General features: G+C 69.1%; 23 protein-coding genes. 20 read left to right on the top strand and 3 right to left on the bottom strand.

The window, feature by feature from the left end; translation table 11 throughout:
* The first annotated feature begins 608 nt into the window (after positions 1-608).
* The 11 genes from NQO67_RS20860 (at position 609) to NQO67_RS20810 (ending at position 7441) form a co-directional block, all read left to right on the top strand.
* Positions 609-887 carry a hypothetical protein gene (locus NQO67_RS20860; protein ID WP_255951596.1) on the top strand — a complete coding sequence of 93 codons (279 nt, stop codon included), beginning with the start codon at positions 609-611 and terminating at the stop codon, positions 885-887.
* On the top strand, positions 887-2218 hold the full coding sequence (locus NQO67_RS20855; protein WP_255951595.1) for a DnaB-like helicase N-terminal domain-containing protein: 1332 nt from the start codon (positions 887-889) through the stop codon (positions 2216-2218). Before NQO67_RS20860 ends, NQO67_RS20855 begins: the two co-directional genes overlap by 1 nt.
* Positions 2215-2970 carry a PDDEXK family nuclease gene (locus NQO67_RS20850; protein ID WP_255951594.1) on the top strand — a complete coding sequence of 252 codons (756 nt, stop codon included), beginning with the start codon at positions 2215-2217 and terminating at the stop codon, positions 2968-2970. Before NQO67_RS20855 ends, NQO67_RS20850 begins: the two co-directional genes overlap by 4 nt.
* Positions 2971-2980: 10 nt before the next feature.
* Positions 2981-3448, top strand: coding sequence for a hypothetical protein (locus tag NQO67_RS20845; protein WP_255951593.1), 468 nt, complete (start codon positions 2981-2983; stop codon positions 3446-3448).
* 64 nt (positions 3449-3512) lie between these two features.
* Positions 3513-3920, top strand: a complete 408-nt coding sequence (locus tag NQO67_RS20840; RefSeq protein ID WP_255951592.1) for a hypothetical protein — start codon at positions 3513-3515, stop codon at positions 3918-3920.
* A complete protein-coding gene (locus NQO67_RS20835; RefSeq protein WP_255951591.1) occupies positions 3920-4711 on the top strand; it encodes a DUF4326 domain-containing protein in 792 nt (263 codons plus the stop codon). Before NQO67_RS20840 ends, NQO67_RS20835 begins: the two co-directional genes overlap by 1 nt.
* Complete coding sequence (locus NQO67_RS20830) at positions 4708-5358, top strand: hypothetical protein (protein ID WP_255951590.1); 651 nt, start codon at positions 4708-4710, stop codon at positions 5356-5358. The genes NQO67_RS20835 and NQO67_RS20830 overlap by 4 nt, the downstream gene beginning before the upstream one ends.
* Entirely contained in the window at positions 5358-5750 is a 393-nt protein-coding gene (locus NQO67_RS20825; protein WP_255951589.1) for a hypothetical protein, read from the top strand. The genes NQO67_RS20830 and NQO67_RS20825 overlap by 1 nt, the downstream gene beginning before the upstream one ends.
* A 49-nt stretch (positions 5751-5799) precedes the next feature.
* Positions 5800-5988, top strand: coding sequence for a hypothetical protein (locus NQO67_RS20820; protein WP_255951588.1), 189 nt, complete (start codon positions 5800-5802; stop codon positions 5986-5988).
* A complete protein-coding gene (locus NQO67_RS20815; protein WP_255951587.1) occupies positions 5985-6740 on the top strand; it encodes a helix-turn-helix domain-containing protein in 756 nt (251 codons plus the stop codon). Before NQO67_RS20820 ends, NQO67_RS20815 begins: the two co-directional genes overlap by 4 nt.
* Before the next feature lie 65 nt (positions 6741-6805).
* Positions 6806-7441 carry a hypothetical protein gene (locus tag NQO67_RS20810; RefSeq protein WP_255951586.1) on the top strand — a complete coding sequence of 212 codons (636 nt, stop codon included), beginning with the start codon at positions 6806-6808 and terminating at the stop codon, positions 7439-7441.
* 804 nt (positions 7442-8245) lie between these two features.
* Here NQO67_RS20810 and NQO67_RS20805 read toward each other — a convergent pair.
* From NQO67_RS20805 to NQO67_RS20795, 3 genes are all read right to left on the bottom strand, one after another.
* Complete coding sequence (locus tag NQO67_RS20805; protein WP_255951585.1) at positions 8246-8479, bottom strand: hypothetical protein; 234 nt, start codon at positions 8477-8479, stop codon at positions 8246-8248.
* A 378-nt stretch (positions 8480-8857) separates the two neighbouring features.
* Entirely contained in the window at positions 8858-9250 is a 393-nt protein-coding gene (locus tag NQO67_RS20800) for an NUDIX hydrolase (protein ID WP_255951584.1), read from the bottom strand.
* Positions 9247-10734 carry a peptide deformylase gene (locus NQO67_RS20795; RefSeq protein WP_255951583.1) on the bottom strand — a complete coding sequence of 496 codons (1488 nt, stop codon included), beginning with the start codon at positions 10732-10734 and terminating at the stop codon, positions 9247-9249. Before NQO67_RS20795 ends, NQO67_RS20800 begins: the two co-directional genes overlap by 4 nt.
* 525 nt (positions 10735-11259) lie before the next feature.
* On the opposite strand from NQO67_RS20795, the gene NQO67_RS20790 reads away from it, so the two are divergent.
* The 9 genes from NQO67_RS20790 (at position 11260) to NQO67_RS20750 (ending at position 14749) form a co-directional block, all read left to right on the top strand.
* Positions 11260-11574: a hypothetical protein gene (locus tag NQO67_RS20790; protein ID WP_255951582.1), complete on the top strand. Its 315-nt coding sequence runs from the start codon at positions 11260-11262 to the stop codon at positions 11572-11574.
* Positions 11571-11945, top strand: a complete 375-nt coding sequence (locus NQO67_RS20785) for a hypothetical protein (protein ID WP_255951581.1) — start codon at positions 11571-11573, stop codon at positions 11943-11945. The genes NQO67_RS20790 and NQO67_RS20785 overlap by 4 nt, the downstream gene beginning before the upstream one ends.
* A complete protein-coding gene (locus NQO67_RS20780) occupies positions 11945-12163 on the top strand; it encodes a hypothetical protein (protein ID WP_255951580.1) in 219 nt (72 codons plus the stop codon). The genes NQO67_RS20785 and NQO67_RS20780 overlap by 1 nt, the downstream gene beginning before the upstream one ends.
* Positions 12163-12417: a hypothetical protein gene (locus NQO67_RS20775; protein WP_255951579.1), complete on the top strand. Its 255-nt coding sequence runs from the start codon at positions 12163-12165 to the stop codon at positions 12415-12417. Before NQO67_RS20780 ends, NQO67_RS20775 begins: the two co-directional genes overlap by 1 nt.
* A complete protein-coding gene (locus NQO67_RS20770; RefSeq protein WP_255951578.1) occupies positions 12414-12581 on the top strand; it encodes a hypothetical protein in 168 nt (55 codons plus the stop codon). The genes NQO67_RS20775 and NQO67_RS20770 overlap by 4 nt, the downstream gene beginning before the upstream one ends.
* A 94-nt stretch (positions 12582-12675) precedes the next feature.
* Positions 12676-12852 (top strand): hypothetical protein, encoded by a 177-nt coding sequence (locus tag NQO67_RS20765; protein ID WP_255951577.1) that lies wholly within the window; start codon positions 12676-12678, stop codon positions 12850-12852.
* Between the two features lie 75 nt (positions 12853-12927).
* Positions 12928-13107, top strand: a complete 180-nt coding sequence (locus NQO67_RS20760) for a hypothetical protein (RefSeq protein WP_255951576.1) — start codon at positions 12928-12930, stop codon at positions 13105-13107.
* Positions 13108-13144: 37 nt separating this feature from the next.
* Positions 13145-13345, top strand: coding sequence for a hypothetical protein (locus NQO67_RS20755; protein WP_255951575.1), 201 nt, complete (start codon positions 13145-13147; stop codon positions 13343-13345).
* A 96-nt stretch (positions 13346-13441) separates the two neighbouring features.
* Complete coding sequence (locus tag NQO67_RS20750; protein WP_255951574.1) at positions 13442-14749, top strand: hypothetical protein; 1308 nt, start codon at positions 13442-13444, stop codon at positions 14747-14749.
* Positions 14750-14771: the final 22 nt, after the last annotated feature.

The following is a 14771-nucleotide window of genomic DNA, read 5'->3' as shown; positions in this document are numbered from 1 at the left end:
CCAGCCGTCCCGCACCAGCACGCCAGCCACCCACTGACCACCAGCTGAGCAGGAAGAAGACAGCCGTGACCTTGGACGCCATGCACTGGGTGTGGAAGCACTCCCAGTCGAAGGGGAACCCGCGTATCGCCCTGCTCGCGGTGGCGGACGCGGTCCGTACCCCAGCGTGCGAAGTGCGGCTCAGCTACGCCGACTTCGTGGAGGCGCTGAATGCCTCTCGGTCGGTGGCGAAGGAAGCAGTCCGCAAGGCACTGGACTCAGGAGAGCTGGAACTGATGGAGGTCGGCAAGGGCACCCGCGCGTCCCTGTACCGGCTCCCAAAGGCCGTCGGGTACCTCCGCCCGGCGAAATCTAGTGGGCCGGAATCAGGCCCACTAGACCCCTCCATCCCCACCCCTAGTGGGCCGGAATCAGGCCCACTACCGGAAATCCATGATCACGCTAGTGGGCCGGAATCAGGCCCAGAGTGGGCCGGAATCCGGCCCTCTAGTGGGCCGGAATCCGGCCCACACTCCCCATTCCCAGTACCCAGCCAGCTAGAGAGGGTCGAAGAGCAAGCCAGCAGCGACAGCCGCTACCCGGACGAAGTCCTCCCCCTCGTCCACACCATGACCGCCAGCGGCCTCTCAGTCCGCTGGCCCTGGGAAGGCGACAGCTGGTTCCAGATCATCGCGATCATCCGCCGCAGCGGCATCGACGCCATGGTCGACCACGCCCACCGCGCAGCCGCCAACGCCCGCACCCCGGTCACCTCCGCGAAGTACTTCCTGCCCGGCTGGCGAGAGCTCCCGCCCAAGCCGCCCGAGGGGACCCCAGCGCGCAAGCCCACACCCCACCTGCGCGCAGTCGGCTCCTACCAGACCCCCGAAGACCGAGGGATCTTCTGATGACCATCGAACTCGACCCTGTACCCGACTACCCACCCGACAGCTTCGAGCGCACGCCACCCCAGGACGTCGGCGCCGAACAGTCCGTCCTCGGCGCGTGCATCCTCTCCGCCCGCGCCCGCACCGAGATCTTCGACATCCTCGACCCGGCCGCCTTCTACCAGCCCCGGCACGCCACGATCTACAACGCCATCGCCCGCATGCAGGCCGCCGGCGAAGCCATCGACCCGATCACCCTCAATAAGCACCTCGCCGACTCAGGTGAACTCGTCCACGTCGGCGGAATGCCCTACGTCTCCAGCCTGCCGAGCATGGTGCCCACCGCCGCCAACGGCGAGTACTACGCGGAGATCGTCCAGGACCGGGCCCTGCGTCGCGGCCTCATCGAGTTGGGCACCAGCGTCGCCCAGATGGGCTACAGCACCGACTGGGAGACCAGCGAACTCATCGAGCGCACCGTCACCATGGCGCGCGACCTGCGCGACCGCGGCATGGCCGCCGAGGACCTGCCCACCGAGGACATCCTCGACTTCGTCCAGCACGAGGACGTCTACGACTGGATCGTGCCCGGCCTCATTGAGCGTGGCGACCGGCTGATCCTCACTGCCTCCGAGGGCGGCGGCAAGTCGACCCTGCTGCGGCAGATGGCCGTCACGCTCACTGCAGGCCTGCACCCGTTCCGCACCTGGGAGTACATCGACCCTGTCCGTGTCCTCGTCCTCGACTGCGAGAACTCGGCGTCCTCGTCCCGCCGCAAGTATCGACCGCTCCTCGACTCCGCTGCTGCCGTCGAGCAGCCCGTGCGGCGCGGCATGTTCCACATCGAGTGCGAACCGTCTGGGCTGGACCTGACGAAGCCGAAGGACCGGGCGTGGATGATGCGCCGCGTCGAGAAGATCAAACCCGACGTGCTGATCATCGGGCCCGTGTACCGGCTCCACGCCGGCGACCCGAACAGCGAGGAACTGGCCCGCAAGGTCAGTGTGGTCATCGACGAGGCCCGCGCCACCGCCGGCTGTGCGGTCCTCATGGAAGCCCACAGCCCGCACCAGAACAGCTTCTCCACTCACCGGCCGCTGCGCCCGCTCGGCTCCAGCCTGTGGCTGCGCTGGCCCGAGTTCGGCTTCGGACTCCGCCCCGTCGAAGACGAGAAATCCGCCTCGAACGCCGACGGCTGCCGCGGCCGGCGCGTCGTCCCTTGGCGTGGGCAGCGCGACGAACGCGAGTGGCCCCACTTCCTCAAGGCCGGCGACAAGTGGCCCTGGGTGATCTACAAGCCCATCGACACCGACGACATCACCGGCTACTCGCAGACAGGAGCGATCTGGTGACCGAGTCGAACGACTGGCTGAGCTGGGTTGCCCAGTTCACGCAGGACTGCGCCGACCGCGAAGCGACCGTGAACCTGCGTGCAGCCCGCACCTCGGACGTGGAGCGCGACGACCAGACCACCATCGAAGCCCTGCCGACCGTCTACCGCGACACCCAGTTCAGGTCTCTCCTCGAAGCCTGCTGGGCAGCCACCCTGGACTCGCTGCACATCACCTGGGAGTACGAGCCTGAGACCTTCACCCTGCCGTCTGGCGTGAAGTACCTGCCGGACTTTCACCTGACCGAGATAGGCGTGTGGCTGGAGGTCAAAGGCCCCGGCATCCCGCGCGTCGAGAAGGCCTACGAGCTCGGCGAGATGCTCGCCTGCGACTGCCCGGCCCTGGCCTGCACGTGTCGGTGGCCCGGCGGCGAGATGGTCATCGTCGGTCACCCGCCGATGCCCATCAACCCGTGGCTCGACGAGGCCTATGGCCATTGGCCGAACAGGGCGAAGTCGAAGCTCGTCCGGAACCACGGCGGCTTCATCCGCTGGACGTCGACCCGGCGCCACAACTCGTGGATGACCCGTTGCTCCGGCTGCGGGCGCGCGACCTGGGTCGAAGGCCCGAGGCTCCGCCGCTGCCCGGCCTGCGGCGGCAACCCCGAGTCCCAGCTCTACCGCGCCTTCGAGAACCACTTCGAGTTCGTGCGGCTGCCCTGGCTATCCGGCAACGCCACGCAGCCCGACGACGAAGACGAAGCCGCCGCCTGAAAGGACCGTCATGTTGACCACCGCCACCGTCCGAGACCACGGCCACATCGACGAGGCCACCGCGACCCGCATCGCCGAACTGTGGAACGCGACCTACCCCACCATGCGGGCCGTCGCCACCGCCCGGATCAGCGCCTACCGCACCCAGGTCGCGGAGAAAGCCTGGGAGGTCGACCCTAACCATCCGCACGCCGACGATCTCCGCGCCTTTCTCCCCACCGAAGCCAAGACCCGGCGCCGCCTCAAGAACGCCGAAACCTTGCGCCGCGAACTCGGCCAGCTCGACCGGGGGACTCACCGCGCCTGCACCTTCAGCCCCGGAGGGTTCAGCGTCTTCTCCGCCTACGCCGCCGTCCGTCGCCTGCTGGCTGCCACGAGTCTCAATGACCACGGATTGGCAGCCGTGTACGGCCTGGCCGCGGCCCTCGCGGACGCCTCTGACGAGCTGATGGCCGCGCGGACCCAGCCCGCCGCATGAGTTGCCCCGGCGCCATGCACCCATCACCGCGGCACCACCGCCGCCTGAACCCGAAGGAGAACCCATGTCCTACCCCCAGCTGCTCACGCCCGAGGAGAAGCTCGCCGACGCGAAGGAGCGGCTCAACATCCCGACGATCGTCTGCATCTGCGGCTCGACGCGGTTCATGGCCGAGATGGCGGAAGCCGACCTTCGGGAGACCGCGGTGGGCCGGATCGTCGTCAAGCCCGGCTGCAACCTCAAGGACCCGCACCCGCTGTGGGACACCGAAGCGAAGGCCGACGCGCTGAAGGAGATGCTCGACCCGCTCCACAAGGCGAAGATCCGCATGGCCGACGAGGTGCTCGTCGTCGGCGACTACATCGGCACCTCGACCCGCTCCGAGATCGAGTACGCCCGCAGCCTCGGAATTCCGGTGCGGTTCACGCACTCCGAGGTCGACCCGGCGCTCACCGCAGGGGAGGCAGCGTGATGTCCACCCGTATCCAGCGCCGCCGCACCCGCGGCTGGCAGGCCCCGCTCGACGCCGAAGGCCGGAAGCCCAGGTACGTCGGCCGTGGCACGCCCTGGGGCAACTCTTGGGTCGTCGCCCGCACCACCGACGAAACCGGCTGGGCCGTCAACTGGGCCGGCACCACCACCGTCCCCGACGGACTCCGCGAGAGCATCCCCGCACGCGACCAGCGAGACGCTCACGCCCTCGCCGTCGAGCTGTACCAAACCTGGCTGTACGCCCAACCGCAGCACTTCCTCGACCAGGCGAAGCGCGAGTTGGCCGGTCGTGACCTCATGTGCTGGTGCCCCGAGGCACTGCCCTGCCACGCGGACGCCTTGCTGTGCCTGATCCAGCTTCACGGGAAGCGCGCAGCGACCGCCGACCCCTTCGAGGGGGACCCGTGGTCCAACGGACTCGGCGGATGCCGGCCGGGCACCTCCGAAGCCGACCCTGACCCGTTCGTTCCTCGCCAGCCCACGTCGGATGACTGGTTCGACAGCTTCTACGGCGTGGGCATCATCGACAACGAGGACGACGGGCCAATCGCCTTGACGGACGATCCGCGGCGGGCTATCGCCGCACTGCGTGCCTGCGGCCGTTTCTACGACTCCAGCCGGCTCGACTCGTGGTGGAAGAACTTCAACCCCGAGTTCAGCGTGCAACGGGTCTGGCTCCACATGGAGGACCGGTCCGACGGCGCCTGGCACTTCTATCACGACACCCGTGAGCACGACGCTGACGTGCCCGCCATCTGGATCAGCCTGTGACCAACAGCCCGGCCGTCCTGCACGGCTACACCCTCCGCGACCTTGATCAGCTCGTTCGCACCGGACTCCAGCGGAACCCCTGGTACGCGGCCTGTGACGCCGACGAGCGTTACGCCGCCGGCTGGCACGCCGCCGTCGAACTCCTCTACAGCGCCGAAGGACCGCCTGCTCCGCGCGACATCGTCCAGGCTGCGTGGCGGGCCGCCGACGATTGCACCCGCCGTGACATGCAGCACCGCGGCATCCCCCGTGCCCGCGGCGACAACTACACCGGCCGCGACGACGTGCCGCACTTCCACGCCTACTGGAACACGATCGCCAGACACACGGCCTCCCCCGAAGAGCCGGTAGTCGAGCGGCTCGCGCTCTCGCAGATCTGGCCCCGTCTCGCGCCTCGCTTCCAAGCTGCCCTGCTTGCGCTCGCCGCCCACGACGACTACCAGGCTGCCGCAGACGATCTCGGTCTGAGTCGGGCCACGTTCTACGCGCAGGTGCGGCACGCACGGAACGCAATTCTGGCCTTGTGGTGGGAGGGCGAAACCCCGCGCCGCGGCTGGCGCGACCGGCGCCGCACCACCGAACCGACCCAACAGCACACGATCTCCGCGCACCTGCGGAAGCGGCAGCGGGCGGGGGTGGCAGCGTGATGGACGAGGCGGCGGACATACAGCGGTTCGTGCTGCTGGAGACGCTGCGACTGGCCGTGCCCATGCACATGGTCGAGATGCGGCACTGGAGTCCAGCGGCCCTCAGCGCAGTCGCTGGCGACTCGGCCGAGACCGTCGGCTCCCATGGCGACGCGCTCCAGTTCGGCGGCAAGCACTGCGCGGAGGCCTTCAACGCGCTCGCCCGCGGCTTGGCCTCCACCGCGCTCACGGCCTGGGGCGGAGTGACATGGCAGGGCCTGCACTGGTGCACCGTCCCCGACTGCGTCGGCCCAGACGGCGACCATCCGAACCCGTTCCCGGAGCTGGTCAAACCCGCGCCCGCCCCGCGGCCGATCTTCGACCTGCATCTACCCGACCCCGAAGCCGCCTGACCCTCGACCGCCCCGGGGCGCGCCCAACCACCCACCGAATGGAGAAGCCATGACCGAGACCCCCGCGCCCGTGCTGCCCCGCCCGATGCGGGTGCTGCTGGCCCCGCAGACCGTCGTCCTGCTGCGCCTGTACCCGGGCGAGCGCTACGAGGACGTGTTGGCCCGGGCCATGCGGATGCTCGCCACCGCCGACGGGCTCGTCGACACGACCGGCAGGCCGAAGCGGAGGCAGTCGTGAGACACCGCATCCTCGAGGGCCCGCTGGCCCCGGAGCAGTTGGCTGCGCTGCGGCTGGCGGCGTCGGGCTACTCCAGCCGCCAGATCGCGGCCCGGCTCGGCGCGACAGAGTCCGCGATCCACCAGAGGCTCAACCAGATGGCCCGCACGGTCGGGGCCCGCTCCCGCGCGCACCTGGTCGCGATCGCCCTGTGCCGGGGGCTGATTCGGGCGGCCGACGTCGACTTGCCCGCGATAGGCGATATCGCCGCATTCGAGAGGCAGGGTGTTGTCGCTGCATCTGGCGACATCGCGCGACAGGGCTCACAAAGATGCTCACGTTCGCCTCTGAGCGCCTTTGAGGCGTCGCGAGTCCCCCAGGAGCATCAGGCGCCTGAACGGGCCTCAGGGGCCCGCGTAGCGCCTCTCGATGGCCCGGACGCTCCCGGCGCTGAGTCGGCCGCGCTCCGGCGGCGCGTCACCCAGGCCATCCGTGACACCCCAGCCCGATACCCCGACGACATCGCCGACGCCGTGGTGCGCGCCATCGGGCCGGAGCTCGCTGGCACCGCGGTGGCCCTCATCCGGCACCTGGAGGCCACGCTCGCCGCGATCCGCGAGTACGCCGAGACCACCGACGACGACGGCATCCGCACCCGCGAAACCGTCCTCCGCCTCCTCGACAGGCCAGCGCCCGCCGACGAGACCCCGGCCGAGACGGCCGCCGCCGACCGGCGCTACTGGACCACCCGCTACGACACCCCCACGGCCTGACCCCGGCGGCCCGCCCCGCCCGGGCCGCCACCCCAGCACCCGCACGCACCAGCAAGGAGCACGCCGTGACCGACGCCCTGACGCCCGCCTGCACCATCTGCCACCGCGCGCTGTGGCAGGACGAACTCGCCGCCTACGCCTGCCGCCTGTGCACCGAACGCATCGACCGCGACCTGCGGACGCTCGCCGGGCCCGAGGGTCTGTACGCCCGCCTGAGCCTCGTTCTCGCTCCCGGCCGGGGCGCCGACGGCCCGGCTGTCTCCGGGAGCCGCACCGCGCCGCTCCCGGTCCGGCTGGAGCCGCTGAGCCTCCAGGCCCGCGGGGGCGTCGTCACCGTGCTCCAGACATGGCTGATCGACTTCCATGAGCGGCTGGCCTACCGGCACCCGCGGTGGGAGGGCACCCTGCAGGGCCAGCTCGACCAGGCCGTCGCACGGCTGCGGGTTCTTCTGCCGTGGGCCGCCGAGCAGCACGAGGCCGTGGACGAGTTCGCTCGAGAGGTCGCCACGCTGCGGCGCCAGTGCGAGGGGCAGCTGTCCGGCGAGCCGGCGCCCCGCCGCGTCCCGGTGCAGTGCGGGTGCGGCCACGTCCTGCGGATCACCCTCGACACCACCGGGGCTCGCTGTCCGGGGTGCGAGACCCAATACGGGCATGCCGAGCTGCTCGAACTGCCACTCGCTGAAAGGCGCGCCGCGGCGTAGGCCCCCCGGGCAGGCCCGCGACGAATTCGATCGCGCCATCCTCGCCGCCTGCGAAGACCCCTACGGCGCCACCGAGCCCTACGGCATCGACGACGCTGTCACCCGCAGCCTCGCCGTCGCGCAGACTGTCGCAGTGCTCCTGATCAGCCAGGCACCACGCACCTCGGGTAGGATCCTCCATCACGCCCCGCATACGCGGGGGTAGCGCGGAGGTGCCGGCGGCATCGCCAAGTGCGCCGAGGCCGCCCCGCACACGCGGGGATTCTCAGACCGCAGGCATCCGAGACTGCGGCAGCGACGCGGCACGACTAAGTCCCCCGCACCGGACGACGGTGCGGGGGCGTGCGGCCAGCTCAAACGACCAGCGCAGCATCCGGCGGGAAGTCCTGATCGCATACCTGGCAGTAGCGCGCCTCCCTCCACGCTTGCAGCTTGGCTTGGGCGGACGAGTAGGACTGGTAGGCATGGAAACTGACTACTCCGGTAGCCACCAAGGCGAGCAGTCCAAAAAGGATCGATCCGTTTACCAGCAGTAGTAGTGCGACCGCCGCACACGCCACGGCTGGGATCCAATTCAGCGTTCCTTCCGGTGGCGGTGCCCATCTCGCCTTCGATTCCGAACCCGGAGCCAAGTTTTCCCAGTACCTACGAAGCGGCTGCGAAAGCTCCTTACATCGAGGGCATGCTTGCCCCATCTCCCACCCCCTCGGTAGACCGGACATCCTCCCGACGACAGTGGCCCGCCCGCACGGTGAACGCCACGAACCGGCCGGGAACATGCGGATCCCGGCCGGTTCGTGACAACTACAGTTCGGTGATCTCCAACTCGGCCGGCAGCGGCGGCAGGGTGATGTCGAGGAGGCGCGCGATGAGGTAGCGGGCGATCGTGTCCCGCGCGGCCTCGTCCCATCCGCTGGCCAGCCAGATCATGGTCTCGCTGGCCTCCCGTTTCAGCATGCCGATCACGCCTTCTCCGGGAGGCGCGATTCGGATCGTCACTCCCACCTTGGCCAGCAACTCCGGGAGCGGGGCGGACATGAGTATCGCGGCAGAGATCCGCGGAGGCCGTAATACGGGATGGCTACACTGCATACAGAGTCCTATTTCATCAGGGGGCTCAACTGGTTGCGAGCTGGTACCTCGCGGCCAAAGCGGCCGGGCAGCAGTAGTTGCCCGGCCGTTCTGTTGACCAGTGCAAACGACAGTGTAGATCACCCTTGGATCAGATGCCCGACACCCAAAAGACGGAACAGGATGCTGATCCTACAAACTGAACGACTACGGATAGGGAACCTCTAGCCGTTAATTGCTTAATCGGATTTACTGGCGTGAACAATTTGCTTGATGCGGCGTCAGAGTGCCGTGACATGACAGCGCCCCTGCACCCGACCGTCGGGGTGCAGGGGCGCTGTCATGTCACGCCAAGGTGTTGTCCAGGTACTCCTGCACCGGCCCGAACAGACCGTAGGGCACCTTCTCCGAGATCTCGGCGAGCGTGACCCAGGCGACGGCATCCACTTCGTCGGCGGCAGCGGCGTGCGCCTTGCCATCGATGACTCGACAGGCCGTGTAGTGCATCTCGCGGCCGGTCTTCGGGTGCACGCGTTGGCCGATCAGCGACACGGCCTCGACCTTGAGCCCGGTCTCTTCGCGTGTCTCCCGGACAGCTGCCTCCGCGACCGCCTCGCCGGGCTCCACCTTGCCCGCCGGGAATTGCCAGATCAGGTCACCCTCAGCGCGGGCGCGACGGATCAGTAGGACGCGGCCGGCGCGAACGATGACGGCTGCAGAGACTGCCGGCAACTTCACGAACGTCGGCTCTCGTAGCTCCACTGACTACCGGTGCCGCGGTACTCGGACACGGGGATCGGCTCGACGCCAGGCCGCATCTTGGCCCGGTACAGCAACCCATGCAGGTGGTCGACCTCGTGGGCGACGAGCCGTGCATGGCCGCGCTCGAAGATCGTGATCTGCTGGTGGCCGTCGATGTCGGTGTGCTCGACGCTGATGGCCAGCGGGCGCGGCACCATCCCGCGGACGTCGAAGAAAGACAGGCAGCCCTCATACTGCTCGTCGAAGTCGCCGGACTCCTCGATGATGCGCGGGTTGAACAGCGTGATGGCCTCACCCTCCGGTGTTCGGACGATGGCGGCGGCGCGGTTGATGCCGATCTGCGGGGCCGCGATGCCCATGCCCTTACCGAACGGGTGCTGGGTGGCGGCACGGTCCGCCGCGGAGTGGAGCTCGGCGACGACGCGGCGCGCGTCCTCGGCCTCGTCCGGGAGCGAGAACAAACGGGCCGGCGAAGTGAGAATCGGGTCGCCCTCCTGGACGATGCCGACGCTCTGCATTCTGGCGCTGGCCGTGTCAGCGGTAGGGGTCAGCGTGGTCTCCTTGGTCGATTGATGGCGGAATTTCCATTCGAGCCTATATCGGGCGTGAAGGGGTGGATCGTCCGTACTCCAGGAGAACACCCGGCGGTCGCCGGTCGTCGTCGCCTGGATCGGGTTCCGGAACGGGCCGCCCATGGCCGTCATCGTGGTCTCGGTGCCCCACACGGTCGGCGCGAGCTCGGCAGGGAAGTCGAGCGCGACGCTGAGCCGCTTCGTCGGCAGGCGGACCGCCCGCTGGAACCAGGTCCCCCACTTCTCGTCGCTGACGGTGTAGCTGTACTCCAGCCACGCCGACTCGCCGGGATACAGCGGGTACCGACCCTCGTCGTTCTCGAACAGCAACCAGAGTTCCTTGAACGCGTCGCGGTCGTAGCGCACCTGCCAGGTGATCGGCTCGTCGCCGACGCTGGCGCTCAGGTCGATCTCTTCCCACGTGAGCGGGTTGGCCCGGTAGAGCTGGTTCGACCGCTCCGGGTCGCCGGGGTGGCGGTCGACCGAAATCCGGATCAGGTACTGGGTGATCGGGTCGGCGCTGTCGTTGTAGATCCGCCGCCGCTGCGTCGCGCGGTACACGTGACCGTCGTAGTGCAGCGAGGTGTCCTCGTGCTCGACGATCAGGCTCGTCGTGTGCTGGTCCGCGGGTACGGAAGGCCGCGAGGGTGAGGCCTCCTGCCCCTCGGCCATCAGCTCTCGGAACGCTCGCCGGATGGCGCCGCCGGCCTGGAGTTGCGTGTCGGCTTCGGCGGCGAACTCCATGGAGGGGCGCTGCTGCCCGCTCTCGACCTTGGAGACGTAGGAGGGCGTGTATCCGACCGCCTTGGCCAGCGCCGTCTGCGAGAAGCCGCGCACGTCGCGCCAGCGTTTCAGCTCGGCGATGAACGCCGCCGCTGCGTCGGACATCGGGTTCCCCCTGTGATTGTGAGTGAGCTGTGAGTGACCACTGATCAGCCTGCCGTCACACCCAGGCCCCGCGGTCTCGTGGTCTCAGCGGCGGGAAGGGCCCGCCGCTGAGCGAGAGGGGGTGCCGGTGTCTACCTTCGCTGTTGACGCTGATTCCGATCTGAAGGACTTGGGGGGGCGTGTCGGGAGCTCGTCAGTCTCGTGTGTGAGCCACCGAAGGAACGCCAAGATGTGGCCGTTCATGTCGACGCCCAACACCTTGACGGCACGCTTTGCCAGCTCGTCCAGTTCCGGGTCGGGTCTGTACGTGCGGTTCGGGTTTCGGTGGACTCCATGGGGCATGGCGAAATACTCGCATGGTGGGTTGCCACCAGTCCATAGGCATGGCTATGGTGGTGGACGTCCACCAGGGAGTTGCCTTCCACCAGCTCTTTTGTGGGCTCAAGCAAAAGACCTCGCCTCGGGCTTCCACACACCGAGACGAGGCCTATTCACCGACCGCCTTGATGCGACCAAGGAGCCGGCATGAGTAATGCTGTCATGCGCGCCGTCGAGCGCGCCAACCATCACCCTTCTCCCGCCCGTCTGCTGTCGGCTCCGCTTCCGGAGCTCCTCGACGAGACCGGCGTCATCCTCTTCGACTCGTCGATCACCGACGCCGAGTTTTTCGGCGCGGTCGTGAAGGCGTCGGACGGGCAGATCGTCCTGTCGATGCCATCCGGTCGCGACGAGGTCGAGCGCGACACCGTGGCCCGCGCCCTGCTGGGTCAGGTCTTCGACGTGAATCTGCCGGCTCTGCCGGACAGCTTCGCCATGACGGAGCTGGCGGTGGCGGCATGACCGACACCATCTCCGCCGCGGACGTCGCCGCCCACGCCTCCGCGTCGCACGTCCGCCAGTCTGGCGACTTCCTGGTCGACTACGACCGCGGGCTCGGCGCTGGTGACCCGGTGCCGCTGGCCAAGGTGCCGGTCGACGCACGGGTCGACGTCACCGCCACGGTGACCGGCCTGAAGCGGTTCCCGGGCCGAGTCCGCATGGTCCTGTCGGACCGGAACGGCGCCACGGTGAGCGTCGTCGTCCCTGCCGACCACGTCGCCGGCCGGCATCCCGAGATCGGATCCCGGATCCGGCTCCGAGGTCACGTCACCCAGCAGACGCCGCAGATGCCGAAGGGCGTCGCCGGCTACGCGCTGAGGGTGGTGGCGTGATGGGGATCCGCAACGTATTGGCCCGGCACCTGACGCTCGCCGCTGAGATCACGGGCCGCCACGAGCTCACGGTCGACGTGGTTGAGGAAGCGGACGGCTACACCTTCGCTCGCTGTCACGGCTGCCAGGCGGCCGAGTCCAAGTGGCCGACCTGCAAGACGTGGGCTGCCGAGCACGCGGCTTCCTGCCGGGCACTGCCCGGGTCGGGGGGTGCGTGATGGCCACCCCGACCCCGTACCAGGGTGACAGTGACCCGTTCATGGACGTGGCTCTCGGCTGGGTCCGATCCCGTACCCGTATGGGATTCGCGCGGCAGGAGCAGCGCCGTGGTGAGCGGGCGGTGCGCTACCTGATGGAGGTCGCGCCGATGCGCTCGACCGACTTCAACGGCGAGTACCGGCGGACCGCTCGGCACGCGTTCGAGTCGGCAGCCGCGAAGACCCGCCAGCCGCGACTGCCGGAGGGGTGGTGACCGTGGACATCTTCCAGTGGTCGAAGCCCGCTCCCGTGGAGCCGGACCTGAAGCCGCGGCAGTCGGCGGTCATGGCTGAGCCGGCCACCGTCAAGGCCTGCCGCCTCGACTACGAGGACGCCCCCGACGTGCGGGCCCGCCTCGACAAGCAGCTCCACCACTAACCCCCGTTCCGCCGCGGTCGCGGCACCACCATCCCCCGCCACGCCGTGGCCGCGGCACCCCACGCCCACTTCACCCCTGAGAGGGGACCCCGTCATGCGCGAACAGACCCGTATCGCCTTCCTGAACGAATACCGGGCGGCCCGCAGCAGCGGCGATGCCCAGCGCGTCACCGACGTGCTGCTCGGCGCGGTCGAGTACGACGCCGCCCACACCGACGGGCCGCGGCTCATGGACGAGCTGCGCGGACTCGACACCCCCGCCGCGGCCTGACGGCTGCCCGCGGCGTCCGGCCCGGCCGGACGCCAAGGGGAGCCGGGACAGACCCGAACCAGAAAGGAACACCACATGGCCCGTCAGAGGCCCGAGGACATGTCGCGCCGGGAGTACGTGTGCCGGCGCATGCAGCAGGCCGGCAGGACGGTCGCTGGCGAGCGTGGCGGTCGGATCGCGAACCGGGTGTCCGGGGCGCTGGGGATCGGCCGGATCGAGACCTGCGACAACCCCGACTGCCCCGCATGCAACTGACCAGCACACCACCAGCAGAGATCGAGAGGAGGCCCTGATGGGCCAGTTCAAGGCAGGAGACCGAGTCGTCGTGGTCGACGGCGGCGACTTCCCCGGGACGGAGGGTCGCACCGGCACGGTCGTCGATGACGGCGCCCTGTCCGGCGGGCTGATGCCCGTGAAGGGCATCTTCGGCCGGGTCAAGGAGATCGTCCTTGGCTACCCCGGCTACTACGCCGAGCAGCTGCGGAAGGCCTGACCGGTAGCCCTCGGCGCGCGTCCCGCACGTGCGCCCTGGAGATCCGGCCAGCACCACCCCCACCCACCACCACCCACGCCAGGAAGGAGATAGTCCGTGACCACCACCTCCGTCGAGAAGGTCAACGGAACGCCGATGACCTCGCCCGAGCCCCGGTTCGACCCGGTGGCGCTGGCCGAGGCGGAGGCGATCCGCGAGCGCGCCGCCGCCGAGGCTCGTGCGCTGGAGCTCGAGGCGCAGGGCAAGGCAGACGCCGCGAAGATCACGGCCACCGAGGAGGCTGAGCGGCTGCGCATCGCCAACGTGCGCGCCCGCATGAAACTGGAGAAGGACCGCGTCTCCCACGACCGGTACGTGGCCGAGCAGAACCGGAAGACCGCCGAGGAGAACGCCGCCGCACGGAAAGCCGAGAAGGCGGAAGCCGAGGAGGCCGAGCAGGAAGCCGCAGCCGCCGCCGAGCAGCAGCGCAGCGAGAACCTCTGGAAGTGGGGCGCCCGAGGCATTTACATCGTCGGCCTGATCATCGCCGCCCCGGTGCAGTTCCTGCACTTTTGGGACAAGGCACGTCCGTTCCTCATTGCAGCGCCGGCGCTCCTCGAAGGCCTCGCCCTGGTCCTCGCGGCTGGCGCCGCCTGGGCTGTGGCCCACCGGCGAGACGTCCTGCCCTACCGGATCGGCATCATGTTCGGCGCCCTCATCGCCGCCGGCATCAACATGTACGGAGGCCTGTCCGACGAGCGGATCGGCTTCAACGCCGGCCTGATCGGCACCATCGCCTCCCTCGGCGGTCCGATCGTTCTCATGGCCTACGAGCACGGCATCGCCCAGAAGGCCGACGGTGTCCCCTCCTTCAGAGAGCGGCGGGCGGAGGAGAAGAAGCGGAAAGCCGAGGAGGCCCAGCAGGCGAAGGATGCGGCCGACAAGGCAGCTGCCGCAGCGAAGAAGAAGGCCGACGAGGACACGGCACGACTCCGGGCCGCGGAGGAGCAGGCACGCAAGGATGCGGACCGGAAGCAGGACCACCCGGAGGTGTGGGCGGTCGCCGATTCACTCCGTTCCGCGCGCGGCTCGCAGTACGTCACCGAGCAGATCTGGGCGGAAGCCTGGTACCGAGTCACCGGCTCCAAGGTGGTCGGCGTCGACCCCGCGCTGGAGTCCACGAGTCGCGCCGCACAGGCCCGCATGAAGGTCGCCACAGACGTTCCGATAATCGGTGACTTCTCGCTGGTCGAATCCCAAAAGGCCCCCCGCCCGAAGAGGGACCCGAACGCGGTCGACAAGCGCCGCTTCAACGGGGGGACGCCGCCCCGCCGCACCCCCGGCGACACCCCGCCATACAGCGCCGCTGCGAAGAAGCAGGCCGCCTTGGAGCAGGCCGCTTCCCCCGCCACGAACGAAGTCTGACCCACCCCACCTGCCCCCTCCT

Origin of the sequence: Streptomyces odontomachi, assembly GCF_024435355.1 — a bacterium.
Taxonomy (GTDB): domain Bacteria; phylum Actinomycetota; class Actinomycetes; order Streptomycetales; family Streptomycetaceae; genus Streptomyces; species Streptomyces odontomachi.
Note: the sequence above shows the minus strand (reverse complement) of the source record. Positions and strands in the feature narration are given on the sequence as shown.

Excerpts from the sequence above, each read along its gene's own strand:
- NQO67_RS20790 (WP_255951582.1), top strand. The coding sequence starts at position 11,260 with ATGAGTAATGCTGTCATGCGCGCCGTCGAGCGCGCCAACCATCACCCT.
- NQO67_RS20820 (WP_255951588.1), top strand. The coding sequence starts at position 5,800 with ATGACCGAGACCCCCGCGCCCGTGCTGCCCCGCCCGATGCGGGTGCTG.
- NQO67_RS20760 (WP_255951576.1), top strand. The coding sequence starts at position 12,928 with ATGGCCCGTCAGAGGCCCGAGGACATGTCGCGCCGGGAGTACGTGTGC.
- NQO67_RS20785 (WP_255951581.1), top strand. The coding sequence starts at position 11,571 with ATGACCGACACCATCTCCGCCGCGGACGTCGCCGCCCACGCCTCCGCG.
- NQO67_RS20825 (WP_255951589.1), top strand. The coding sequence starts at position 5,358 with ATGGACGAGGCGGCGGACATACAGCGGTTCGTGCTGCTGGAGACGCTG.
- NQO67_RS20805 (WP_255951585.1), bottom strand. The coding sequence starts at position 8,479 with ATGTCCGCCCCGCTCCCGGAGTTGCTGGCCAAGGTGGGAGTGACGATC.
- NQO67_RS20775 (WP_255951579.1), top strand. The coding sequence starts at position 12,163 with ATGGCCACCCCGACCCCGTACCAGGGTGACAGTGACCCGTTCATGGAC.
- NQO67_RS20755 (WP_255951575.1), top strand. The coding sequence starts at position 13,145 with ATGGGCCAGTTCAAGGCAGGAGACCGAGTCGTCGTGGTCGACGGCGGC.
- NQO67_RS20860 (WP_255951596.1), top strand. The coding sequence starts at position 609 with ATGACCGCCAGCGGCCTCTCAGTCCGCTGGCCCTGGGAAGGCGACAGC.
- NQO67_RS20835 (WP_255951591.1), top strand. The coding sequence starts at position 3,920 with ATGTCCACCCGTATCCAGCGCCGCCGCACCCGCGGCTGGCAGGCCCCG.
- NQO67_RS20795 (WP_255951583.1), bottom strand. The coding sequence starts at position 10,734 with ATGTCCGACGCAGCGGCGGCGTTCATCGCCGAGCTGAAACGCTGGCGC.
- NQO67_RS20845 (WP_255951593.1), top strand. The coding sequence starts at position 2,981 with ATGTTGACCACCGCCACCGTCCGAGACCACGGCCACATCGACGAGGCC.
- NQO67_RS20855 (WP_255951595.1), top strand. The coding sequence starts at position 887 with ATGACCATCGAACTCGACCCTGTACCCGACTACCCACCCGACAGCTTC.
- NQO67_RS20765 (WP_255951577.1), top strand. The coding sequence starts at position 12,676 with ATGCGCGAACAGACCCGTATCGCCTTCCTGAACGAATACCGGGCGGCC.
- NQO67_RS20840 (WP_255951592.1), top strand. The coding sequence starts at position 3,513 with ATGTCCTACCCCCAGCTGCTCACGCCCGAGGAGAAGCTCGCCGACGCG.
- NQO67_RS20780 (WP_255951580.1), top strand. The coding sequence starts at position 11,945 with ATGGGGATCCGCAACGTATTGGCCCGGCACCTGACGCTCGCCGCTGAG.